This is a genomic window from Corynebacterium silvaticum (assembly GCF_002162115.2).
GTDB lineage: Bacteria > Actinomycetota > Actinomycetes > Mycobacteriales > Mycobacteriaceae > Corynebacterium > Corynebacterium silvaticum.
The window spans coordinates 817,449-840,553 of the sequence record NZ_CP021417.2 but is presented as its reverse complement, the minus strand read 5'-3'; the positions used below and the strand labels follow the sequence as shown (position 1 = coordinate 840,553).

The following is a 23,105-nucleotide window of genomic DNA, read 5'->3' as shown; positions in this document are numbered from 1 at the left end:
TATTTCTTAGCGGTTCTGGGAAAGAAAGATGACTTCAACGATATCGCCAGGCCTCACGTCGGCTGCGCCTTCTGGAATCTTGATCATGGCATTAGCCTCAGACAACCCTGCAAGCAGATGCGCCGGAGTACCATCGGCACCACCAAGGCCTTCTACCAGGTAATCTTGTGTTTCTGCGTCACGCATGAGACGTGCCCTGATGAACCCTCTGCGCCCAAGCTTTGAGCCTACATAATTCAGCGCACGTGCCTTCACCGTCCGACGCTGGGCATTTCGCTTGCCTAGGCTCAACCGCACCACTGGGCGGATAAACATCTCAAAAATCACGAGAGCAGAGACGGTATTACTGGGCAAAAGGAATACTGGAATTTGATGGTCGCCGAGCAATCCAAACCCCTGGACAGAACCCGGGTGCATGGCCACTCGCGTTGTATCAATATCGCCTAAGTCGCTGAGAACCCGGCGTATTTCCTCTGCCCCGGATCCACCGACTGCACCCGAGATCACGATGATCTCGCTGCGCATCATGTGGGATTCCACGATGTCGCGCAGTCGTCGAGGCTCCCCTGCCGCAATGCCGACGCGGTGTACGTCGGCACCTGCGTCACGGCCTGCGGCGGCAAGTGCATACGAGTTGACATCAAAGACCTGGCCGAGGCTAGGTTCTCTATCGATATCCACGAGTTCATGGCCCACAGAAATAACCGACATGCGGGGACGCGGATAAACGAGCACCTTAGAGCGTCCCACGGCAGCCAGAAGACCGATATGGGCTGGCCCAAGGATGTCACCAGAGCTTACTGCCACGTCTCCGGGGCGGATATCGTCGCCCACTTTGCGTACAAATTCCCCCGAACGCACGGGTCGGTTAGCGATCATCCGCTTCCGGCCGCGGTCAGTCCATTCCAGAGGAATCACGGCATCTGAAAGCGTGGGAAGCGGTGCGCCTGTATGCACCCGCACTGCCTGTTTGGGTTGTAGGCGTAGCGGGCGCTGCGATCCTGCGGCTACTTCACCCACCACAGGAAGGGAGGTTTCCGTGGGCACTGGCCTGGGCTCTGGGGGCCTGCCAAGGCCGCGCTCACCACCGACGTCCACGGCACGCACCGCATAGCCGTCGATAGCTGCTTGGTTGAAGTTGGGTAGCGCCCGAGTTGCTTGCACTTCCTCAGCGCACATGAGCCCTAAGGCCTCAGCGATAGCAATTCGCACCGGCTCAGGCGCAACTGCGGCCTCCGTGACGAGGGCTAGCTGCTGCTCAACTGTGCGCACATCTACTCCTTAGCACCGTGACTTGCAAATATTACCCATACCATGTGGCCGTCAACCCGCTTATGTGCGTTCTTTACCGCAGACGTAGCGTTTCAGCATATCTGAGTGTGGAAGCGCAAAGCTAGCCGGAATATTCTTTTACATCCTTACAACTTTAGTTGACGCTGGCTTAAGAAGTCGCACTGATTGCCCCAATTCGATTCTTCACTGGGGCAATCAGTTTTCCACCAACAGCGTGGCTTTACCTGATAGGTTATGCGCCGTGTTCTTCCAGAATCTTTCGGAGAACCTTCTTTAAGTGTGGCCCATACACCGGATCGCTCAGGCCGAAATCAACAACAGCTGGTATGTAGCCCCCGGGGTTGCCAAGGTCATGGCGCTTTCCATCATGTACGAGGATATGCACGGAGTGGCCTTCGTCGATAAGCAAATCAATCGCATCCGTGAGCTGCAATTCGCCGCCGGCGCCCGGTGTAATCCTGCGTAGAGCGTCAAAAATAGCGCGGTCGAGTAGATAGCGACCGGTTGCCACAAAGTTTGAGGGGGCCTCGTCTACAGAAGGCTTCTCCACCATGCCTTTGACCTTTTTGACGTGATAAGGACCCTCGTATGCGCTCTCACCAATCTCAAAGACACCGTAGTTATAGACTTCTTCCTCCGGAACCTCAAAGGCGCACAACACAGATCCGCCTAGTTGTTCACGTACTTCAACCATCTTTTCCACGACGCCACGTGGGAGCACGAGGTCGTCGGGAAGCATAACTGCTACGGCATCTTCATCCGGATCAAGGACTGATTCCGCCATACCGACAGCATGCCCGAGGCCAAGTGGTTTTTCCTGCACTACGGAAACTGGCTCAATAAGTTCAGAGGCGTGGACAACTTTCTCGTATTGTTCCGTTTTCCCTCGGCTTTGCAGGGTCTCTTCCAGCACGGGGAATCGCTTAAAGTACTCCATCACTTCCTGCTTATTAGGAGCCGTAATCACTGCGAGTCGAGTCGCACCCAACTGAGCTGCTTCTTCTGCAATCAGTTCAATGCCTGGGGTATCCACCACTGGTAACAGCTCTTTAGGAACCGTTTTTGTGGCCGGAAGGAATCTCGTTCCCATGCCAGCAGCAGGAACGATGACAGTCTTCACCGCGGCGCGCGTACTGTCTTGAGCTTCTTGAGGCTGCTTCATGCAGACAAGAGTACATCCGGCACCGATCTCTCCCTAGTTCCGCCACCTGAGATAAAGAAGTTTCTTTGCATTCTCACGGTTTTGCGGAAGACGGGTAGCTTTTCGACGTCCCTGTGCTAGCATGTACCCCATGTCAGCTGGACAGTTCGATGCCCATCAAGCACAAGAGCTTAGCTCCCGAAAACAGCAGAAACGCCGGGAGCTCTCCCACGCCCGCCAGCAACTCCAGCCTCAACAACTGGCAAGCTTTAACGACGCAATCGTGAAGCAGCTGACCGCTTTAATAAAGAAGCTCGGCGCCACGAAGATTGCTGCCTACTGCGCAGACCACCAGGAACCAGGCGGCGCTGGCCTAGTCTCGGCTCTTTCTAATCTCGGAGTGTCACTGTGGCTACCAGTCTCCCGACCTAAAGGGATCTTGGAGTGGGGGCGCTACACTCATCCAAACTCACTTAGACCCGGCGCTTTTGGCATTCCCGAGCCTGCGGGGCCGTATCGCCATAGCCACGATGTGCTACGCACATTGGACCTCATCGTAGTTCCAGCTCTCGGGGCCACACCCAAGGGGATACGGATCGGCAAAGGCGCTGGTTATTACGACCGAGCGTTAGAAGGCTCCCGCACTCCCACGGTTCTCCTCCTCTTCGATTCGGAGGTAGACCCCACTATCCCCTACGAAGCTCACGACGCACGCACCGACTTCACCATCACCCCCTCAGGAACCAGCGCCCACCAATAAACAGTCCAAGAGGATATGACTTCCTTCTTAACGATATTGCGCACCCCCAGTTTTCGACGAAGCATACTTTTACGCCGTCTCTTTGCTGGTTTCCTCTGCGTGCTCGCCGCTGTTATAACAGTGCGTCAGCACCATGAACCTCACACAACGGTGTTCCGATACAGCCGGGATATTCATCTGGGCGATCTCATTGAGCACAAAGATCTACAGCCCATCTCCATTCCCACGCGCTTCCTCCCCGAGAACGCATTAACTCCAGTGGAGAACACACAAGTTTCCCACCAATCCGATCCCTCCTCATCGCACGAGGCACCCACGCCACCCCCAAAGATTTTCTCCTCAGAGGCCGAGAAAACCACCCGGAGAGTTGCCATTTCCGCACGTCCGCGCGGTGCAATTGCAGTGCACACCGACTTTTTGCCACCTGCCCAAGACATTGCGAACGTGATAAACAACACACTTGGAGCCCAGGGAGAGGGACTTAACTTAGTCCCTGTCAGACTCGCTCAGCCGAATCTCAGCCGGTTATTGCACCCAGGAGACCGCGTAGACTTAATCACCTCCGACCCCACATCTGACTCCACTTCCCTAGTCGCCGCAGGTGGATTAGTAATATTCGTTCCCGAATCAGGCTCGAACAAACAAACACATCTTGAACACAGCGCTCTTATTGCTTTTCCCAAACCTGAGGCCCAGCTAGTCGCGGCAGCAGCATTAATAAAACCTATGTCAGTTATTATCACCGGAACGCGAACTCAAACCGGGTAAAAGAGTTTCCATCAAGCATATGCGCTAGAACACTATCGGTATTTCCATTAGCCTGAGCAGAGTCAATTTTTGAAAAGAGGAATTATGCTCAAAGGTTTTAAAGACTTCATTCTCCGCGGAAACGTAGTCGAGCTGGCAGTCGCTGTCGTTATTGGTACCGCGTTCACCGCAATCGTTACCGCTTTTACCAACCACCTGATCAACCCTCTGATCGCTTCCCTCGGCGGTGCAGACGTTTCCGGTCTCGGTTTCCACATTCGTTCCGGCAACGCAGCCACCTTCCTGGACTTCGGCGCCGTCATTACCGCAGCAATTAACTTCATCATCATCGCAGCGGTTGTGTACTTCATCCTCGTTGCTCCTATGAACAAGCTCAACGAGATGGCCGCTAAGCGCAAGGGCATCCAGGAAGAAGAGGACGCTCCTGTATCCATCGAGGCAGAGTTACTTGAAGAAATCCGCGATCTCCTGAAAAACCAGAAGAACGGTACCCTCTAAACATATCTAGAGCGTATAAAAGTGGAGCCAACCTCAACTGGTTGGCTCCACTTTTTATTGTCATTATTACGCCCCATAATGCGGCGGCATTTGTTCTTTCCAAAAAGCTAGATCAGTGCGGCTAGGCGGAGTGGACTCACCGTCCAACGCCACAAAACGCTCGCCGTCAGCGCTCCCGGTTCTTCCGAGATCCTGTGGAGCTGAGTCCGCGGACCTATCGTAATCTTTAGCCGAGGACTCTTTAAAAACCCGCCGACGTTTCCTATCCGTCATCTTTAAATCTTCCGCTTAATCAACAGAATAGCTACGTAGCTGGTCAATAAGGTGGTGAACAAGCGGAGACAAGGTTGCCATGCCGTCCCTAATAGCTGCGCGGGAAGGCGCAAGGTTCACAATCACCGTAGAACCCGATACACCAGAGATGCCTCGAGACACACACGCATCCACCGCACCACAAGCCAAACCAGAGGAACGCAAAGCCTGAGCAACGCCCGGGACATTTTGATCCAATACATCCCGCGTAGCTTCGGGTGTTCTGTCCCGAGGCCCTACTCCAGTACCGCCCACGGTGAGCACCAAATCGACGCCACCGACTACCCCAGTCTCAATAGCCTTGCGGATTTGCGATTCCTTTGATTTCACCTCCACTACTCCATCGACGCTAAAGCTAGCCTCAGTGAGCAACTCTGTCAGAAGTCGATCAGTATCCTCACCCGAGCTGATCGTGTGGTCGCTGACTAGGACTATTAAAGCGCGACGGGGAGCGTCGAAAAGCACTGCCTCTTCCGCCTCGTGCGCACGAAAAAACTCCTCATCAGGCTCGCCAATATCTAAAATATCGCGATTAATGAGCTCGGGCGTGGGGATTCCATCAATAGGTGTGCTCATCATGGCCTTTCTTACAGCGAAAACACGCAACGCAGATATCTGGCGTTGTAAGGGGAAAGAAGTGAGGCGTTTTTCTCTTGTAACTTCTTGTTTTAAAACTACTCACTCGTCAGCGTAACGTCTACAGTTCTCGGATTCTCGCCGTTTTCATTAACCACGGTCAGCTTAATCATGGAACCGAAGTCGCTACTCCGCACTGCTGCGATAAGAGCATCAGCATTATCCACAACGCGGTCGTTGATCTTAGTAATGATCTCTCCGGGCTTTAGTCCTGCTTTGCTTCCCGGACCGCCTTCCGTCACATCCGCGATAACGGCGCCCTTTACTCCAGAGTTAGAGACCAGCTGGATACCAATCATCGGCTGAGTAGCCTTACCCGTCTCAATCAACTGTGCAGCAACGCGTCGCGCAAAATTAGAGGGGATAGCAAAGCCCAAACCAATAGACCCTGCCCGAGGCGCACCTGCTTGTGGCTGACGCTGGCTCAAGGAAGCAATAATGGAGTTCACGCCGATCTGGTTGCCATCAGAATCCACGAGGGGGCCACCGGAGTTGCCTGGGTTAATTGCGGCGTCGGTTTGGACTGCGTCGATAAGCGAAGACTGCCCGGTCTCAGATCCACCAGCGCGCACAGGGCGGTTAAGAGCCGATACAATGCCCGAGGTCACCGTGGCTGACAATCCGAGAGGGGAACCAATCGCAACAACTTGTTGCCCCACCTGCAGTTTGCTTGAATCGCCGAAATTCATCACAGGAAGACCCGAAACACCCTTAATTTTTATCACTGCCACGTCCGTGTTGGGGTCTCCGGCAACAAATTCAGCGTCATGAGTAGAACCATCATTCATGGTCACGGATACCTTCGCGCGTCCCGAGCTGGCCTCTGCCACCACGTGGTTGTTCGTCATAACGTAGCCGTCTTCTGAGATGATCGAGCCGGAGCCTTCCGACGACCCCGTCTCCGTTGTCACCATGATCGATACCACGGAAGGCAAGACCTTAGAAGCTACCGATTGCACCGAGCCTGCCGGAGCAGTCTTATTTGTTGTATCGGCGACGGGTTGCTTCAGCGATTCAACAACCGTCGACTTGGAGCTTCCGGTGCTCAACTTGGAGGTATAAACGCCTGTAATAGAACCAGCGGCTACTGCAGCAACCAGCGCAAGTGCGGTTGCAGCACCCAATCCGATTTTCTTTTTCTCCTTAGCAGGCTGCTCCGTCACCGGTGGTTCATCACCCAGCATGTGTTGCGGTGCCGACTGCGGGGCACCCTGGGCGTGAGTGGGGTCCCCTGCCGGCGCTGCGACGCCCTGAGCTACGGACTGACGTGCAGCAGCTTCCTCCGAAGCTGAAGAAGCGTTCACGGCATAAGGGTTCTGGACTCGATCAAACTCTCGCGTCTCATGCGTAGAGGTTGGAGTCTCTGAAGTTTCTCCAACATAAGGATTGTGTTGATAGCTGTTAGTCTGCCCAGTCTGCGGATTCTGCTCGCTATTGTTCGCCGCAGCGTGGGAATCCTTGCCAGAGTTATTGGTGTTATCGGTGCCAAATTGATTAGTCATGGTGATAACTATGCAACCATAAACTGCGCTGTATCTGGTACCCATCTGATGAAAGAATCTAGAAAGTCTGCGAGTTCGCTGTGAGAAAATGCGCCCCGTTTTCCAAGAGAATCGCAGCGGACATACGACAACAGGGCTTGGCGTTATAAAACCAAGCCCTGTTGCACACCCCCTATGTATGTGCCGATCTATCGACTCATTCAGCACTTTCCCCGGCGCTCTGAATGCTTTGTATGCCGTAACCGGCGCATTTCTTCCAGCGTCGAAGGCATTTTCCCTGAGTACTGAATCAGCTGTTTGCGGCACTCAGAGAGTTCATCGTCATCAGGGAAACCTGGGAGAAGAACCGTCATCAATGCTCCGCCGTCATCCGATTCCCCAGCAACGATGGATCCGCCGTGGCGCTCAATCGTTGATTGGACAATCGCCAGCCCCAGCCCGGATCCCGGAGTTGATCGAGCCTGCACTGAACGGTAGAAGCGATCGAACACTTTCTCGCGGTCTTCCACGGGGATTCCCGGCCCGGAATCGGCAACCATGATGCACACCGTATGCGCGTCGTACTGCTCCATTTTCAGACGAACCGTACCGCCTTTAGGCGACCACTTAGCCGCATTATCCAGCAGATTAATGATCGCCCGTCCCAGCGCGAAGCTATCACCATCGAGGTACCAAGGAATCGTGGACATCTCGAATTCAACATCCGAGCGACGGCGACGCACACGAACCAGGGAGGCATCGATGACGTCAACCAGATCCACTTCTTCCAAGGCTTTTTCTGGCGTGTCTTGGCGTGCCAAGTCCACCAAGTCCCCAATGAGGGTGGAAAGCTCCTCCATTTGGGCAATCACGTCTTCTTGGAGCGCTCGCTTATCTTCCAAAGAGATTCGGTGATTATCCGAATTCTGCATCATCATCAACAGCTCAATGTTGGTGCGCATGGAAGTAAGCGGGGTCTTGAGCTCATGCCCAGCATCTGCGACCAACTCGGTTTGCCGTTGCCTAGACCTACGCAAGGCTTCCAGCATCTCGTTAAAATTGTTGGCCAACTGTGCGATCTCATCGTTACCTGAGACCTCGATAGGGCGTAGATCATCCGTTTCCGTGATGTACCGAACAGCATTACGCAACCGAGAAATTGGGCGAAACACAGTCGAAGACACCACTACTCCTGTGCCAAAGGCAAGGAGCACACCAAGACCTGCCACTACCAAGAGAGCAATGCCCAAAGTAGTGATCATCCTGTTGGTCTGCGTCATATCTCGCGCCAGCATCACAGTTGCGCCAATATTAGAGCGCTTAACAAGCACGCGTTCCCCGCTCACAGTGCTGACCCGATAGCCTTCTGTCTGTGCCTTTTCTGAAAGGACGGGAAGGTTATCGCCCACTGCGTGAGTCCACCCTGGAGCTGAAATAGAAATGCGAGTATCTGGATTGTAATCCTTGAAACGCTCAACTTCAGCTTCTAGAGAATTAAAGAAAGCGGGATCAGTAGAGCGTTCAAGCATCGCAGATGCTTTAGCATCCAACGAGTTATCTACTGATCCACGCAATGCCGCAGACACGCTCCAGTAGGCGGCGATCATCATCATTCCAACGGCAATCGCCACCATTGAAGCTGTAAGCAGAGTAATCCGCCACTTCAGCGGGGTATCACTTCCGGTGACAGTCTTAGGACGCTCATCTACGCCCAGAATACCTGAGGAGTCGGTCCCCAGGCTAAATTCGGGGCGCCGAAGGATCACGGTGCAGTGTCCCTCAAAACATAGCCAACGCCACGCACAGTGTGAATCAGGCGAGGCTCGCCCTCAGATTCAGTCTTGCGACGCAGGTAACCGATGTATACCTCAAGAGCGTTCCCGGAGGTTGGGAAGTCGTATCCCCATACTTCTTCAAGGATTGTTGAGCGGCTAAGAACTCGACGTGCATTAGCCATCAACAGCTGCAACAGCGCGAACTCTGTACGGGTCAGGCTGATATGCCGTCCCCCACGAGTTACATCCCTGGTATCTGGGTTCAGCTTGAGATCATCGAAGGTGAGCTCACCCTGGCTGGGGCCACCGACGGCATCAGCAGCCGCACGACGCAGCAAAGACCTGACCCGAGCAAGCAATTCTTCCAAAGCGAAAGGCTTAGGAAGGTAATCGTCCGCTCCAGCGTCAAGGCCAGCCACGCGGTCAGAGACTCCGTCGCGGGCAGTGAGGACCAAGATAGGACGATCGTCGCCCGCGCTACGCAGAGTGCGGCAGACCTCGAGGCCGTCCATCCGAGGCATCATGACATCAAGAATGACAAGTTCTGGTTGTTCTTTCTCGATTACTTCGAGAGCTTGAACACCATCTTCAGCGAGGAATACGTCGTATCCGTTGAAGGACAACGACCGACGCAGGGATTCACGAACCGCTTGTTCGTCATCCACCACAACAATTTTCATGTGTCCTATTGTGCCTTTCCGCCTTAGGGTGATGCTTAAGCCTCACCTAGAACCACCTGTGAATCTTTATATATGCAAAAAGAGCCGACTTCCGGAACTTGGAGTCGGCTCTAAGCGGTCAAAAGACTGACCAAACAGCTCTATTAGAACTGCTCAACCTCAACGAGACCAAGCTGAGCTGCCTTTACCAGACGACGTGGAATACGTACGGTCTGGCCGTCGATCTTCACTTCCTGAAGAGCAACGTTATCAGCTTTCCACTGGGAACGACGAGAGCGTGTGTTTGCGCGGGACATACGACGCTTTGGTACTGCCATTTTCTCTAACCCTCCTCTTAAGCCTTCTTCTTACGGCGGACCATGCCACCGAAACGACGCTGGAACTTCTCGACGCGGCCAGCGGTGTCCATAACACGCTGTGCACCGGTCCAGAAGGGGTGGGACTCGCTGGTAACGTCCACGACGATCAGCGGGTACTCGTTGCCGTCTTCCCATGCAACCGTGCGGTCGCTAGAAGCGGTCGAACGAGTCAGGAACTGGTGACCAGTACCTGCATCTTGGAAAACTACCGGGTGGTAGTCAGGATGAATGTCTTTCTTCATAGCTCTCGATTCCCTCAGGATTGAAACTTCAGGTCGGTTCCCTACATCTTCACAGGTCAGAGACATCATTGTTACCTATTACAACAATGGCTCGCCCGGCAGGGATCGTGCCTGAGTTGGGTTCGCGATATCGGCCATCTCCATAAAGGAGTAGGACAACTTGAAACATTGTACCCGCTACCACTAGAAATAGGAAATTTTCCACCACAAGCAATCCCGGAGCAGTTCCTAACGCAAGGCCAAGTCGATACACAAAGCACCGACCACACCGCCCCACGGAATCTCCCCCAGCTATACCCCGCCAGCTAAAGCCCGCTAAAACAGACCATATATATAGACCCTAGATATGCCGCAGTGAATCACACGCAGAACACCCCACAGACGACACTCCCCAAATGAAAGATGTGACTCACGTTGCTCACCCTGTAGAGAATTAGGTAATTCAGCCCCAGACCGGTATGGTTTCTCTTGCTGTTGTCGAAATTGTTCGTTTATCGCCCCGTCAGCACTGGCAGCGCCCCATTTCTTATGGAGCGGCGCAGCCGCAGGTTGAACGTGGGCGGCTAGGAGAAAGAAACCTATGTCGGCTATTTGCCAGGTTACGGGACGCAAGCCGGGTTACGGCAAGTCGGTCTCGCACTCGCACCGACGCACGTCTCGCCGTTGGAACCCCAACGTGCAGCGTCGTAAGTTCTACCTGCCCTCTGAGGGCCGTACCATCACCCTGAACGTTTCCACCAAGGGCCTGAAGGTCATCGACCGCGATGGCATCGAGTCCGTGGTTGCAAAGATTCGCGCACGTGGGGAGAAGATCTAAAAGATGGCACGTAACGATATCCGTCCGATCATCAAGCTGAAGTCTACGGCTGGCACCGGTTACACCTATGTCACCCGTAAGAACAAGCGAAACAACCCCGATCGCATCTCTTTGATGAAGTACGATCCGGTGGTCCGCAAGCACGTCGAATTCCGCGAGGAGCGATAATCTATGGCTAAGAAGTCCAAGATCGCCAAGAACGAGCAGCGCAAGGAAATCGTCGCCCGCTACGCGGAGCGCCGTAACGAGCTCAAGGCAATCATCAAGAACCCGAACACCTCTGATGAGGACCGTATGGATGCACAGTTCGAGCTGAATCGTCAGCCTCGCGATGCTTCTCCAGCACGTGTCCGCAACCGCGACTCACGCGATGGACGTCCTCGTGGCTTCCTCCGTAAGTTCGGTGTATCCCGTGTCCGTATGCGCGAGATGGCTCACCGCGGTGAGCTTCCGGGCGTCCGTAAGTCCAGCTGGTAATCAGGGAGTTTTCAATGAAGCGCAATAACATGAAGAAGGCGCGGATGGAGCAGTCCCGCCGCCCCAAGAAGAACCCTCTCAAGGCCGCAGGCATCGAGAAGGTGGACTACAAGGATGTCAACACCCTTCGTCAGTTCATCTCTGATCGCCACAAGATCCGTTCACGTCGCGTGACCGGGCTTACCCCGCAGCAGCAGCGTCAGGTTGCAACTGCGGTTAAGAACGCCCGCGAGATGGCTCTCCTGCCGTTCACCAGCCGCTAAATCGACTGGGAGAACAAACAAACACGCTCTGGGGTTTTCTCCCCTAGTGCGATGACAGCCTAAGCGCCCGTCCGTTTATTCGGATGGGCGCTTCGTCGTATAGCTTGCACCGAGCTCTAACACGGCAAAAACCGATGTTGTTACTAGGAAAGGGTTGCCCGAGAACGTCGAGAAGCTTACAGCTGGTATTTTAGTTGTGTAGTTCTTACACGTTGGGAGGCCCCTTGTTGCACGAGTCATTAACCGAGCTTTCCGAGTTAGCGCCACAATGTGCTGACGCACCTACAGCACGTGGTGTCTTAACAGAAAGTCAAGATCTGGTGCGTAACGCAGTCGCGCACGGTGAGCGCCCGCAAGCCCTGGTCGAATGGTTCTCCCGGCTTGTCTCCGATGTGCTTCACAGTGAGGGAATAGCAGAAATCACTGGAGGCGCTGAGATTATTCTCACTGGCGCTATCGGCCGCGGCGACGCACTGCCGTCCTCCCCCATCAAGTGGCTGACTGTTGGCTCCCCGGAGGTCACTACGACAGCACTCGACTCCCTACTCACAGATGTCGGCTTGGTCACCGAACACACCCGCTTTGGAATCCAGCCCCGAGCGAAGAGCGAATGGCTTGGAATGATCTCCAAGGCAGACGGCCTAGAACTGGCGATCTTTGCAGACGCGGGCTCCTGGTGCTTGCAGGAAGTCATTGCCCACGCAGATCACAAGCTTTTGCTTATCGACGCCATCAAGCAGCGCCCACCAGCGTTACGCCTCTACGAGGGGCTCCCTGACAAGGACGCGCCTGTCGACGTACGCCAAGACCTCTTGTACCCAATCATTGCCATCGCGCGTTGGGCGGGCGTTGCAGCAGGCTCCACAGATTTCTCCACCCGCCGTCGCATTAACGCTGGTGTAGAAGCCGGATTCTTGTCGCAAACCCAGGCAGATTTCCTCCGTCAGGCATGGGAAAGCGGCCTCGACCTCCAGTTCCGGCGGTGGACAGATCGCGTACATTCTCACAAAGCGACAGTAGATAGCCTCCCGGCGATCCAACGCAGCATTTTCGGGGCGTCTTCTCGCATGGTGTCGGACGTGGCCCGCGCTCTCGCTGCAGAACACGATGTGCAACTAGTCTAGTTTTTGCATGCTAGAAAGGTTTTAAAGCTCTGTGAGCGTCCTCTACCAAAAATAAACTAGCCAGAATCAGTTATGCCGCTAGGTTTACTTTCGGCTTAGTGTATAAACTAACCTGTTGGTTCTGTGCCACAGAGACACAGAACCAAGGGAAAAGGAAGGAGAGTGGGTAATCACATGGCAGGAGCTGTTGGACGCCCTCGGAAAAATAGCCCGCGTCGCCGTGGTAGTACGGCACGCGAAGAGATTTTGGATGCATCGTCGGAGCTTTTTACTGTCCAAGGATTCGCTACGACCTCCACACACCAGATTGCAGACGCAGTTGGCATCCGTCAGGCCTCTTTGTATTACCACTTTCCTTCCAAAACTGAAATCTTTCTCACGCTGCTTAACTCCACAGTTGAGCCGTCCACTGCCTTAGCCGCAGATCTAGGTGAGGCCAAGGTTCCCGCGCCGCTGCGCCTGTGGGCGCTTACGGCTGCCGAATGCCGCCTGTTGTTATCCACAAGGTGGAATGTGGGCAGGCTTTATCAGCTTCCCGTTGCGGCATCGCCTGAGTTCTCGGAGTACCACGCGCAGCGCACCCAGCTGCGGCAAATCTTCCATGATATCGCTGCAGAAATCGCTGGTTCCGATGATCCTCGGGTTGATCTCCCCTTCCATATCGCGATGTCGGTCATTGAAATGCGACCAAACAACGGCATCGTCCCGGAACCACTCAAGGACGACAGCCTGCCCTCTTTGGCTATTATGCTTGCCGACGCCGCCCTGGCAGTCGTGGGAGCCGAACTCCCCGCAGATCGCATAGAACGTACCCTGGAGCTCCTAGCTGCAGTGGACAAGAAGCATTCTGAAGCGTAGAAACTCTCTTCCTCAGGCGCCGGAGCTTAAAACTCTAGCGCCTTTACCTTTATCACTATGAGGCAGCGCCTTTGATGCGATGAAGCAGATTAAAGGCCAAGGTAATCAACGGAGTATCCACCATTTCCCCGTCGAGTTTAAACGCCCCGGAATGACGGCTGGACTCCTCCACAATTCGTTGGGCCCACGTGATTTGTTCTTCTCCCGGATAAAAGGCCCGTCGCACTACGTCCACCTGTCGGGGGTGGATACAGGGATAGAGAGTAAAGCCCATCCGTGCGGAGTCCAAAGCCTCTAAGTAAAGCCCGTCTTCGTCAGAGAAATCCTGATACACCGCATCCATTGCCCACTTTCCTGCAGCAGCAGCGTGAATCAATGTCTGCGAGCGCGCATATGCCATGGTCTCTCTGTAGCGTCCGGGAGCGGGTTCGTCGTTACGCTGCCGCGAATATGCTCCCCCGAGTCCTATTGTTAAGTCGTCGGCCCCCCAATAAAGCCCCACAACAAGCGGATGCTCAGCAAAGTGCTGAATACTGACCAACGCAGCGGGGGTCTCAATGATGGGGACAACGTTAAAACCGTCTAGGTTCTCAGGCAAACGCGCCCCCACCTTGGGCACGATTATGTTGCGATATTCCGTCTCCCGGACAAAGGCGATGTCCTGGTCATAGTGGTCATCAGAAGGCCCTACGACACGAACAAACGTGGTCGTGGGATCAAGGTGTGCGTTTCTAATATTTTGGTATGCAGATTCCCGGTTAACGTCCCCCGCACCGTCTTCTAGATCAAGGATCACTAAATCCGCGCGTTGTGCAGCCTTGGGAATAATTTCGGCACGATCAGCCGGGGCAAAAAGAATAGCGGGGCCAGCAAGCTTGAGAGAATCAGTACGCATAAGTACTGAGGCTACCGCCTTACCCAAGGTCTTGCTGGCCAAATGCTCATTGATATGAGGCACAGTTCTCCGCGCCTTCACTAACTCTTATTCGGCTGGATTCTTGATCTCCTGGTGATCAGGGTCGTGCCAATCCACATAGGAGTTGTCTTTGGTTGTGAGCCCCTGGTATGGATGTTCCGGAACTTTAGCCAAGATATTGCGACGTGCCCTACCAGCACGGAGTTGCCGTTCAACCCGTTCTGCTAACACCGTCAGGGAATAGTTGATGAGGATCATAAGAACCGCAACCACTATCAACGACGGTAAATAATTCCTATTGGTTGCCGAGGATTGAATACCCTGTCGGACAATCTCCACATAACCAATCTGATACCCCAACGCGGAGTCTTTAAGAGCGATCACCGCTTGAGCAATAAGTGCTGGAAGCATCGCAGCGACTGCCTGTGGCAAGAGAATCTTCCGCATCGTCTGCCGGTGGCTTAAGCCCAGCGCTTGAGCTGCCTCGGTCTGGCCCCTAGGAATAGCACGGATTCCAGCACGTAGAATCTCTGCGATGACAGCCCCGTTGTACATGGTCAAGCTGAACACCACTGCGGTGAACGCCAACTCCCGCGGCGGAACCACTTTGTATACCGCAAGCGCTTGATAGCTAAAGATAATCAGCAACAGCACTGGGACTGCTCGGAAAAATTCCACTATCGCTGCGCATATCCACCGGAGCAGCCTACTTCCGGAGAGCCTTCCCAGCCCAAGGAGAACTCCTAAAATGACCGCGAGGATCACGGAAGAAAACGCCGATTTCAGCGTTCCCACAAGCCCCGGAAGCAAATACGTGTTCCACGTCCTGGCATCCGTAAAAGGAGTCCACTTCACAGCATCGAGCTGCCCTTTAGAGTGCAAGGCAAACAGCACCCAGCAGATAAGAGCACCAGCTACTACGACGGTAAGAACCGTATACAGTGCGTTTCTGCGTAAAGCGTTGGGCCCGGGGGCGTCGTAAAGCACTGTCGCGCGAACACTCATTTTTTCACCGCCATACGGGTAGATAACGCGCCGAGGAAGTACCCCATGGGCAAGGTAAGGGCCATGAAGCCTAGAGCAAAGCAACCAAAGATCACAAAGAGCTGGCTTGCGTGGTTTTCAATGACCTTCTTCATCAACAGAGAGGCCTCCCCTACCCCAATCACCGACGCAATCGTGGTGTTTTTGGTCAACGCAATCAAGGTGTTTCCCAGTGGGACAATGGCAGCCCGGATGGCCTGCGGGAAAACAATCTTGTTAAAGGTCTGGGAGAAACTCAACCCTAGTGATCGCGCAGCCTCCGCTTGTCCAAAATCGACAGTGTTTATTCCCGAACGCAAGCATTCAGAGACAAACGCAGAGGTGTAAAGAATGAAGCCCAGAGTGGCTAGCCGGAAGTTGTTATCAGCCAAAAATGTTGCACTTCCCCTGCTAGCCAGCGAGAGGCCGAGGGTTTGATAGAGCCCGAAAGAACAGAAGAGCACGACCAAAGTCAGAGGGGTATTGCGCACTGTGTTTACGTACAGTGTGGCCAGCGTGCGGAGAATACGCACGGGCGACACCCGCATAGCGGTGAGTAGGGTCCCACCCACCATCGCTCCAATGGCTGCGAGCACTGTGAGCTTAATGGTGACCCAAAATGCGGGGAGAATAGCAGGCCCTAGCTGGGACCACATGGCGTCCATGAGGTTATGCCTTCCTGGTCAAGGAAAAGGGATCGTTATTTGATAAACGTGAGGTCGCCAGGCTTACCGGGTGTCACACCTGCAGCAGCATCTCCGATATTCTTCTTGACGAGCTTGTCAAATTCGCCAGAAGAATTAAGTTGATCGAGAGCCTCGTTCACGGCTTTGGTTGCTTCTGCATCATCTTTTTTCAGACCGATGCCGTAGTGCTCGTCCGTATACGGGGTGCCATCGTCTTTAAACATCTCTACGACCTTGAAGGACCCCTCGTTTTGCTGGGAATAGCCATTGAGGATTGTTGCGTCAGTGGTCAGCGCATCCACGTTGCCCTGGCGCAAGGCCTCAACGCAGGAAGAATAGGTGTTGTATTCCTGGAGCTGCACGCCCGGCAGTGATTCCTTCACCTTTTGAGCAGGCGTGGAGCCCGAGACCGAACAGACGATCTTGCCGTGTTCTAGGTCTTTTACTTCTTTAATCCCGGCGTCGTATTTACGCACCAGCAGTGCCTGGTGAGTAAGCAGGTATGGGCCACCAAAGTTCACGGACTCCGCACGGCTCTTATTAATCGAGTACGTGGCCGCAATAAGATCTACTTCCCCGTTCTGGATAAGAGTCTCACGCTGTGCAGAGGGAGTCTCCCGCCATTCCACGTCTGGATGCTTCCAGCCTTTGGCATCAGCAATGTGATTGACCACGTACTGGGCGATGTCTACATCGAGTCCAGACATCGTCCCGCTTGCTTCTTTGATGCCCAAACCGGGCTGATCAAACTTGGTTCCCAGCGTAACCTTCCCAGATTCAATATGACTAAGAAGGCCTGCGCCGTCGCTTTCACCGCTGCTGCCGCATGCAGCAAGAGTGGTCAGTGCCAGCGTGGCGACGGCGGAGGTTCCAAGAATGCGAGTAGTCGTGCGTGTCATTGTTTCTTTCCTTAAGGCTAGAGGGATAAATAAGATCTCACGAGGTTTAGTGGGACAGGATCTCCCCAAGAAAATCTTTTGCTCGATCCGATTGTGGAGAAGCAAAGAAGGATTCTGGGTCTGAATCCTCCACGATGCGACCGTCTGCCATAAAGAGCACGCGATCTGCGGCTTTCCTGGCAAAACCCATCTCGTGGGTAACGCAGATCATCATCATCCCCTCACGAGCAAGATCAGCCATAACGTCGAGAACCTCGTTAACCATCTCAGGGTCCAGGGCTGAAGTGGGATCGTCGAAAAGCATTACTTTTGGCTTCATCGCAAGCGCTCTGGCTATGGCGACGCGCTGCTGTTGCCCGCCAGAAAGCTGAGCCGAGAATTTATCCGCTTGGTTGGCAATTCCTACGCGTTCCAAGAGCTGCATCGCCAACGAGCTTGCGTCTTTTTTAGCCATCTTTTTCACATTGACCGGACCAAGCGTGACATTCTCGCGGATCGTCTTGTGAGGGAAAAGGTTGAATTGTTGGAACACCATTCCGACCTCGGAGCGCAACTTCGCGAGCTGTTTTCCTTCTTCCGGTAGTTTGTGTCCATCGATAAAAATTTCTCCGCTATCGATGGTTTCAAGCCGGTTGATGGTGCGACAGAGCGTTGATTTTCCAGAGCCTGAGGGACCTAGGACCACCACGACTTGCCCTCTGGGCACGTCAAGATTGATGTCCTGCAGAGCGTGAAAGTCATCAAAGTACTTGTTCACTCCCCGCATGGATACCATCAAGCCACGCTTGACTGTGTTCCGAGTCATAGCGAGAAGAGTAAATGACCTAGGTCAACTTTCCTAGAGGGGAATATTCTCAGCTTTGCGGACACATGAACAAACCCCACACACTGCAACTACTTGCACAGAATCAAACTTTCACCCACCCTAAAAAGGGTGATGGTAGCCACATGTGCAAGAGACTCCCCTTCACGCTTCCCACATTTATCCGCAAACGCAAAACCGGCCTTGCATTGACATCTATCTCCCCCATATAGATGCCCCGCAAGACCGGCGTTCGCTCTAGTTTTTAATGCGCAAAGTGGCGAGCACCCGTCACATACATTGTCACTCCGGCTTTCTCTGCAGCCTGAATAACCTCAGCATCACGGATGGAACCGCCAGGCTGCACTACCGCTTTTACACCGGCGCGCGCAAGGACTTCAAAACCATCCGTGAAGGGGAAGAACGCATCCGAGGCAGCAACAGCCCCCTGGGCGCGCTGTTGTTCTCCGGCCAAGCTATTAGCCCGCTCAACAGCTAGTTTAGCTGCATCGACGCGGTTAACCTGACCCATGCCCACGCCGACAGTTGCCCCATCCTTTGCTAGGAGGATGGCGTTAGACTTGACCGTGCGAACAGTGCGCCACGCAAATTCCAGGTCTGCAAGCAGCTCAGGGCTAGCGGCTTCACCTGCAACAAGTGTCCACTTTTCGGGGGCATCTCCCTCAGCATCCACGAGGTCTCGACGCTGAACCAACAAGCCACCGGAGATCTGACGCTGTTCTTCCTGCTCCTGCGGCGTTTCTGGCGCGACAAGAATGCGGATGTTTTTCTTCTGAGAGAGAAGCTCCACGGCCCCCTCTTCATACGCAGGGGCAATAATCACCTCGGTGAAGATTTCCGAAACCTGCTGCGCCATGTCCACGGATACTTCACGATTAGAAGCGATAACGCCACCGAAGGCCGACACCGGGTCGCATGCATGGGCTAGTCGGTGAGCTTCTGCGATAGATGCGTCCGACACTGCGATGCCACAAGGGTTAGCATGCTTGATAATGGCAACGCAGGGGCGCTCATGGTCCCATGCGGCACGCCACGCAGCATCCGAGTCGGTGTAGTTGTTATAGCTCATCTCCTTGCCATGCAGCTGCTCCGCTTGAGCCAGACCTGCAGGGGCGTTCGGATCCACATAAAGAGCCGCGGACTGATGTGGATTCTCGCCGTAACGCAAGACATTCGCCCGTGAGTAGGAGGCGCCGATCCACGGAGCGTACCCCTCCGAGTCATCCGCGATTTGTTCCCCCATCCACGTAGCAACCGCAACGTCATAGGAAGCGGTGTGTCGGAAAGCGTCGACAGCAAGCTCCGTACGTTCTGCCCGAGTAAAGCCGCCGGCCTGGATAGCCTCAGCTACCGCCGCGTAGCGCTCAGGAGAAACGACAACGGCAACAGAGGGGTGATTCTTGGCTGCCGCGCGCACCATCGAGGGACCCCCGATGTCGATTTGCTCCACGCACGCGTCAAAATCAGCACCAGAAGCTACCGTCTGGGTAAACAGATAGAGGTTCACTACCACCAATTGAAATAGAGAAACGCCCAGTTCATCGAGCTGGGCGAGGTGGTCGTCTTTACGGGTATCAGCCAAGATACCTGCATGAATTTTAGGGTGAAGCGTCTTAACGCGCCCCTCAAGGCACTCAGGGAAACCGGTGAGGTCTTCCACGGGAGTGACAGGGATTCCCTGCTTCGCGATTGTGGCCGCGGTCGATCCTGTAGACACAATCTCTACGCCGGCTTGGTTCAGCGCATGGGCGAGTTCTTCGAGTCCAGTCTTATCATAAACACTTATCAAAGCACGTTTGATCTGCTTGCGGTCATCACTCATATGTGAAGAAAACCTCTTCTGATTTTTTCTCCGTTGTGGCGGAGTTCAACACGGACACGATGAGTTTACGCTCCACATGCTTGATTCTTTCATGCAGGTGGGCTTCACTCTCCCCCGGCTCAATAGATACGGGGACCTGAGCAATAATCTTTCCAGTATCCACGGCTTCATCAATAAAATGCACGGTAGAACCGGTTACTTTCACACCATAAGCCAGTGCATCGCGCACTGCGTGGGCGCCCGGAAAAGCTGGCAATAACGCTGGATGAGTATTGATGATCCGCCCCGGAAACTTCTCCAAAAAGGTTTTCCCTAGAATCCGCATGAACCCGGCGAAGACAACGATAGCCGGAGCATGCTTTTCGACGGCCGCCGCAAGCGACGCATTCCATTCTTCACGGTCATCTCCGGCGGTATACGAGACCACCTCGGCAGGAATTCCTGCGGTTTCCGCACGAGTGATTGCAGGACACGGCACATCTGCGACCACCCCCACAACCTCATAGGCCCCCTGATGGTCGATGATCGCTTGCAAAAGCGTCCCCGAGCCGGAGGCCATGACAACTATCGGTAAAGCAGCTGACTTATAGTCAGTTTTTAAACGCGTTTCATTGGTCACCGAAACAATGTTAGCCGGAAACATCTCGAACAGAAGACACCCCCGTTTTTAGGCTTCACCCTTATTCTTCTTTTTCCGATCGAGCCTCAGTTTCAACGCTTTCTGTACTCTCTGTACTCTCTGTGTTGCTAGGAGCCTCGGAGGCATGGACGGCATGGGCATCGGCGCTGTCCGCCGTTTCTTCGTCGCCCTCAACCTCTGGTTCCTCCAGCTCGACCACGGCCTCCTGCTCCGCGCTCAGTTCCATCGCGGCTTCGCGGATCTCGGCTTCCTCCAAAATTTCAGCAGAATCGAGGCCGTCTGCGCTGAGCTCATAAGGCTCATCGTCGGCTTCCTCAGGAGAGCTTTCTACCTGATCATTTTCCGTTGTTGTGGCCTCTTCACCGTCATCTGCTGCACCCTCGTGCTCGCCCTCGTCTGTTTGTCCTAGAGCACTAGCGGCTGCTGCAGGTGCTGCAAAATCCGGGTCTGCAACAGAATGTGCATCACCAAGAAGCTTGGCGATATTACGACCTTCTCTATACCGCGCGAAAGTCACTGCAGTCAGGGACACCACACCAACCATCAGCATGACCATCAGCGGAGTCAGCCACATCAGCGGCCCCACATAGCCGTAAACACCCAGGCATCCGCCGGCGAAAAAGGAAAGAATTAAAGTTCCGATGCCCGCAGCAACCGTCGTGGCCGCTGCGCTCAAGAAATCGCTGACGCGGTTCCACAACGCTAGGGAAACCGCCACAACCGGGACAAGCACAACTGTCATAACAGCAGGCACCATCGACGTCGGCAAAGCCGCAAACACCGGCACCGGCGGAGTAGGAACAAGGGTTGCAGCAAAAAGAGATACAGAACCTTGCCCTAGCTCTAACGAAGAACCAACGATAACGGCCAAAGAAGCGACGACCGCATTAGGAAGATACGCCAGGGAAACAACCATCACCCCCACAATGCCTGCCGACGAATACCCCTGTAGCGATTCTGCAAACGCTCGATAATGCACAGCCAATGAGATGAGGAAGACAATAAATGCAGCTAACAGCAGGTAGCCCACGGCACGCACCGCCAGCAGCACCGAATCGACGACCCACGAGGGCACCCCATAGCGGCGCACCAGCGCCCTCCAGAGCCGCGTTCCCATGCCGATCATGAACGCACACGCATGCAACAGAATAACTGTTCCTACGGCCGCAAAAACGTTGGGCGAAGCCACATCAAAAACCGAGGAGGCATCCCACAGCATTGCACAGGCCGTAAGGGTGATAAGGGTAGGTATTCCCAGCGCTCCACAAAGAAGGATTAGTAGATCATGCAGGCTAATCCGATCTTTAACGGCTTTATAGATGCGTCGAGCGACCAGCGCCACCACTCCAATCGCCGGGAGCATGGGAAGCAACGCTACAGAGATTCCTCGGCCAGATACCGGGGCCAGGTTAAGTGCCAGCCACGTCTCAGCTACCGTAGCGGGCATCGCTGCCATAGGCGTAGAGGTTGCGATGAGCACGATCAAAGAAAAGATGATAATCGCAATAAGCACTATCGCGTTGGGAACGAGCACAGTTGGCAGCAGCGAGCGAAGGCTCGCTGCCAAGGTTGCTCTCTCCGGCGCAGAAGTGGCGTCAGACACTTTGCGTTGAGCACCACGGGATGCCTGCCCGCCTCGCTCATCTCCTCTGCCGCCTATAGAGACAGGGCGCGGACGAGGTCGCCGTGATGGACCCGCGTTAGGACTCGTCTTCTTACTCATTCCATTAACTGTGCCACGTAACATCTCACTTTTGGGCTTGGCACGACGTTAATAACCCTCATCATCTCCTGTTAATTAGTGTTACTTAAGTCAATTGACGAGGCGTTAGAGCAACTTCTTTTCATGATTTATACCCAATCTTGACCAAACAGCTTGCCCGTACTGTTATAAACCGCTATCGTTACCCCTCGGAACATAACAAGTTGATCACAAAAGCGTTACCGAAGTAACGATTCGGCGGCGAGATGAACTTCAGAAACATAGTCAAAGGGAGTAAGCCTCATGCAGCAGACACAGCACGTTGTCAGTGGCAAGCATCGCAAGCAAACTTCTCAGGCAAAAGGTCGAGTTGCTTTCGTCGCATTGGCCACCGGTGCTGTCTCCACCGCCGGCGCTACTGGTGCAGCATTAGCTCACACCACTTCCCACAATGACACTGCTGATTTCAAGCTCACCGCAGACGCTTCCGCTAAGGTTGGCGATTCCGCTCCTCAGATCCTGGCGATCCAAGAGTTCAAGCCAAATACCAATCTCTCCGATCAGCTAACAAAGGCTATCAACTACAACGAAGAGCGCGCGCTTGCCGACGAAGAGGCACGCAAACCTAAAATCGTTGTTCACACCCCTGCCGTCGGAACACTCACGTCTCCTTACGGCATGCGCTGGGGAACCCTCCACGCAGGTATCGATATTGCCAATGCAATGCACACCCCGATCTACTCGATCATGGACGGTGTGGTTATTGATGCGGGCCCAGCATCCGGCTACGGGCAGTGGGTTCGAGTACGCCATGATGACGGCACAGTCACTGTTTACGGACACGTAGAGACCATCAACGTCTTTACCGGTCAGACTGTCGCAGCTGGCGATCAGATCGCAGGTATGGGTAACCGTGGTTTCTCCACCGGTGTGCACCTCCACTTTGAAGTTCACCCTGGCGGTGGCGCTGCCGTAGACCCAGTACCTTGGCTCAACGAAAAAGGCATAAGCGTATAAAAGTCCCCGGATAGGAGTTTTCTCCTATCCGGTTTTGTTTTATCTTTTGTGCCCCCAAGACCTATAAAACGCCAGCCACTGGAACTTCAGAGG

Annotated in this window: 27 protein-coding genes; 10 read left to right on the top strand and 17 right to left on the bottom strand. The window is 54.2% G+C overall.

Going from position 1 to position 23,105, the window contains the following annotated elements:
* Positions 1-6 precede the first annotated feature (6 nt).
* Positions 7-1,272 (bottom strand): molybdotransferase-like divisome protein Glp, encoded by a 1,266-nt coding sequence (gene glp / locus CBE74_RS16460; RefSeq protein WP_087453651.1) that lies wholly within the window; start codon positions 1,270-1,272, stop codon positions 7-9.
* Between the two features lie 253 nt (positions 1,273-1,525).
* Complete coding sequence (locus tag CBE74_RS16455; RefSeq protein WP_087453650.1) at positions 1,526-2,455, bottom strand: UTP--glucose-1-phosphate uridylyltransferase; 930 nt, start codon at positions 2,453-2,455, stop codon at positions 1,526-1,528.
* A 130-nt stretch (positions 2,456-2,585) separates the two neighbouring features.
* On the opposite strand from CBE74_RS16455, the gene CBE74_RS16450 reads away from it, so the two are divergent.
* From CBE74_RS16450 to mscL, 3 genes are all read left to right on the top strand, one after another.
* Complete coding sequence (locus CBE74_RS16450) at positions 2,586-3,194, top strand: 5-formyltetrahydrofolate cyclo-ligase (RefSeq protein ID WP_087453649.1); 609 nt, start codon at positions 2,586-2,588, stop codon at positions 3,192-3,194.
* Positions 3,195-3,209: 15 nt separating this feature from the next.
* Positions 3,210-3,962, top strand: a complete 753-nt coding sequence (locus CBE74_RS16445; RefSeq protein ID WP_087453648.1) for a hypothetical protein — start codon at positions 3,210-3,212, stop codon at positions 3,960-3,962.
* A gap of 84 nt (positions 3,963-4,046) precedes the next feature.
* Positions 4,047-4,460, top strand: coding sequence for a large conductance mechanosensitive channel protein MscL (gene mscL / locus CBE74_RS16440; protein ID WP_087453647.1), 414 nt, complete (start codon positions 4,047-4,049; stop codon positions 4,458-4,460).
* Between the two features lie 66 nt (positions 4,461-4,526).
* On the opposite strand, the gene CBE74_RS24580 is transcribed toward mscL, so the two are convergent.
* The 7 genes from CBE74_RS24580 to CBE74_RS16410 form a co-directional block, all read right to left on the bottom strand.
* Positions 4,527-4,733: a hypothetical protein gene (locus CBE74_RS24580; RefSeq protein WP_087453646.1), complete on the bottom strand. Its 207-nt coding sequence runs from the start codon at positions 4,731-4,733 to the stop codon at positions 4,527-4,529.
* A 15-nt stretch (positions 4,734-4,748) separates the two neighbouring features.
* Positions 4,749-5,348 (bottom strand): MogA/MoaB family molybdenum cofactor biosynthesis protein, encoded by a 600-nt coding sequence (locus tag CBE74_RS16435; protein ID WP_087454854.1) that lies wholly within the window; start codon positions 5,346-5,348, stop codon positions 4,749-4,751.
* A 98-nt stretch (positions 5,349-5,446) separates the two neighbouring features.
* Positions 5,447-6,910 carry a S1C family serine protease gene (locus CBE74_RS16430; protein ID WP_087453645.1) on the bottom strand — a complete coding sequence of 488 codons (1,464 nt, stop codon included), beginning with the start codon at positions 6,908-6,910 and terminating at the stop codon, positions 5,447-5,449.
* Positions 6,911-7,110: 200 nt separating this feature from the next.
* Positions 7,111-8,655, bottom strand: a complete 1,545-nt coding sequence (locus tag CBE74_RS16425; protein WP_087453644.1) for a HAMP domain-containing sensor histidine kinase — start codon at positions 8,653-8,655, stop codon at positions 7,111-7,113.
* Positions 8,652-9,344, bottom strand: a complete 693-nt coding sequence (locus tag CBE74_RS16420; protein WP_013241516.1) for a response regulator transcription factor — start codon at positions 9,342-9,344, stop codon at positions 8,652-8,654. Before CBE74_RS16420 ends, CBE74_RS16425 begins: the two co-directional genes overlap by 4 nt.
* 143 nt (positions 9,345-9,487) lie before the next feature.
* Entirely contained in the window at positions 9,488-9,661 is a 174-nt protein-coding gene (gene rpmF / locus CBE74_RS16415) for a 50S ribosomal protein L32 (RefSeq protein WP_013911085.1), read from the bottom strand.
* 17 nt (positions 9,662-9,678) lie between these two features.
* Positions 9,679-9,945 carry a type B 50S ribosomal protein L31 gene (locus tag CBE74_RS16410; RefSeq protein WP_087453643.1) on the bottom strand — a complete coding sequence of 89 codons (267 nt, stop codon included), beginning with the start codon at positions 9,943-9,945 and terminating at the stop codon, positions 9,679-9,681.
* A gap of 580 nt (positions 9,946-10,525) precedes the next feature.
* Here CBE74_RS16410 and rpmB point away from each other — a divergent pair.
* The 6 genes from rpmB to CBE74_RS16380 all read left to right on the top strand — a co-directional run bounded on the left by rpmB (position 10,526) and on the right by CBE74_RS16380 (position 13,484).
* Positions 10,526-10,762 (top strand): 50S ribosomal protein L28, encoded by a 237-nt coding sequence (gene rpmB / locus CBE74_RS16405; protein ID WP_013241513.1) that lies wholly within the window; start codon positions 10,526-10,528, stop codon positions 10,760-10,762.
* Positions 10,763-10,765: 3 nt separating this feature from the next.
* Positions 10,766-10,930, top strand: a complete 165-nt coding sequence (rpmG, locus tag CBE74_RS16400; RefSeq protein ID WP_003858439.1) for a 50S ribosomal protein L33 — start codon at positions 10,766-10,768, stop codon at positions 10,928-10,930.
* Positions 10,931-10,933: 3 nt separating this feature from the next.
* On the top strand, positions 10,934-11,239 hold the full coding sequence (gene rpsN, locus CBE74_RS16395; RefSeq protein ID WP_013241512.1) for a 30S ribosomal protein S14: 306 nt from the start codon (positions 10,934-10,936) through the stop codon (positions 11,237-11,239).
* A 14-nt stretch (positions 11,240-11,253) separates the two neighbouring features.
* Entirely contained in the window at positions 11,254-11,502 is a 249-nt protein-coding gene (gene rpsR, locus CBE74_RS16390) for a 30S ribosomal protein S18 (protein WP_013911083.1), read from the top strand.
* 227 nt (positions 11,503-11,729) lie between these two features.
* Entirely contained in the window at positions 11,730-12,626 is an 897-nt protein-coding gene (locus CBE74_RS16385; RefSeq protein WP_087454853.1) for a putative nucleotidyltransferase substrate binding domain-containing protein, read from the top strand.
* 174 nt (positions 12,627-12,800) lie between these two features.
* Positions 12,801-13,484 carry a TetR/AcrR family transcriptional regulator gene (locus tag CBE74_RS16380; RefSeq protein ID WP_087453642.1) on the top strand — a complete coding sequence of 228 codons (684 nt, stop codon included), beginning with the start codon at positions 12,801-12,803 and terminating at the stop codon, positions 13,482-13,484.
* Positions 13,485-13,539: 55 nt separating this feature from the next.
* Here CBE74_RS16380 and CBE74_RS16375 read toward each other — a convergent pair whose 3' ends face one another.
* The 8 genes from CBE74_RS16375 to CBE74_RS16340 all read right to left on the bottom strand — a co-directional run bounded on the left by CBE74_RS16375 (position 13,540) and on the right by CBE74_RS16340 (position 22,040).
* Positions 13,540-14,379, bottom strand: coding sequence for an HpcH/HpaI aldolase/citrate lyase family protein (locus CBE74_RS16375; protein WP_166741014.1), 840 nt, complete (start codon positions 14,377-14,379; stop codon positions 13,540-13,542).
* A gap of 87 nt (positions 14,380-14,466) precedes the next feature.
* The gene (locus CBE74_RS16370; protein ID WP_087453640.1) at positions 14,467-15,405 is read right to left on the bottom strand and encodes an amino acid ABC transporter permease; all 939 of its coding nucleotides are present in this window, start codon (positions 15,403-15,405) and stop codon (positions 14,467-14,469) included.
* Positions 15,402-16,088 carry an amino acid ABC transporter permease gene (locus tag CBE74_RS16365; protein ID WP_087453639.1) on the bottom strand — a complete coding sequence of 229 codons (687 nt, stop codon included), beginning with the start codon at positions 16,086-16,088 and terminating at the stop codon, positions 15,402-15,404. The genes CBE74_RS16370 and CBE74_RS16365 overlap by 4 nt, the downstream gene beginning before the upstream one ends.
* A 35-nt stretch (positions 16,089-16,123) precedes the next feature.
* Positions 16,124-17,008 carry a glutamate ABC transporter substrate-binding protein gene (locus CBE74_RS16360; RefSeq protein ID WP_087453638.1) on the bottom strand — a complete coding sequence of 295 codons (885 nt, stop codon included), beginning with the start codon at positions 17,006-17,008 and terminating at the stop codon, positions 16,124-16,126.
* A gap of 46 nt (positions 17,009-17,054) precedes the next feature.
* Complete coding sequence (locus CBE74_RS16355; RefSeq protein WP_171483263.1) at positions 17,055-17,783, bottom strand: amino acid ABC transporter ATP-binding protein; 729 nt, start codon at positions 17,781-17,783, stop codon at positions 17,055-17,057.
* 292 nt (positions 17,784-18,075) lie between these two features.
* On the bottom strand, positions 18,076-19,653 hold the full coding sequence (purH, locus tag CBE74_RS16350; protein WP_087453636.1) for a bifunctional phosphoribosylaminoimidazolecarboxamide formyltransferase/IMP cyclohydrolase: 1,578 nt from the start codon (positions 19,651-19,653) through the stop codon (positions 18,076-18,078).
* A complete protein-coding gene (gene purN, locus CBE74_RS16345) occupies positions 19,646-20,272 on the bottom strand; it encodes a phosphoribosylglycinamide formyltransferase (RefSeq protein WP_087454852.1) in 627 nt (208 codons plus the stop codon). The genes purH and purN overlap by 8 nt, the downstream gene beginning before the upstream one ends.
* 61 nt (positions 20,273-20,333) lie before the next feature.
* Entirely contained in the window at positions 20,334-22,040 is a 1,707-nt protein-coding gene (locus CBE74_RS16340; protein ID WP_087453635.1) for a cell division protein PerM, read from the bottom strand.
* A 258-nt stretch (positions 22,041-22,298) separates the two neighbouring features.
* Between CBE74_RS16340 and CBE74_RS16335 the strand changes: the two genes are divergently transcribed.
* Entirely contained in the window at positions 22,299-23,012 is a 714-nt protein-coding gene (locus CBE74_RS16335) for a M23 family metallopeptidase (protein ID WP_087453634.1), read from the top strand.
* Positions 23,013-23,105 lie beyond the last annotated feature (93 nt).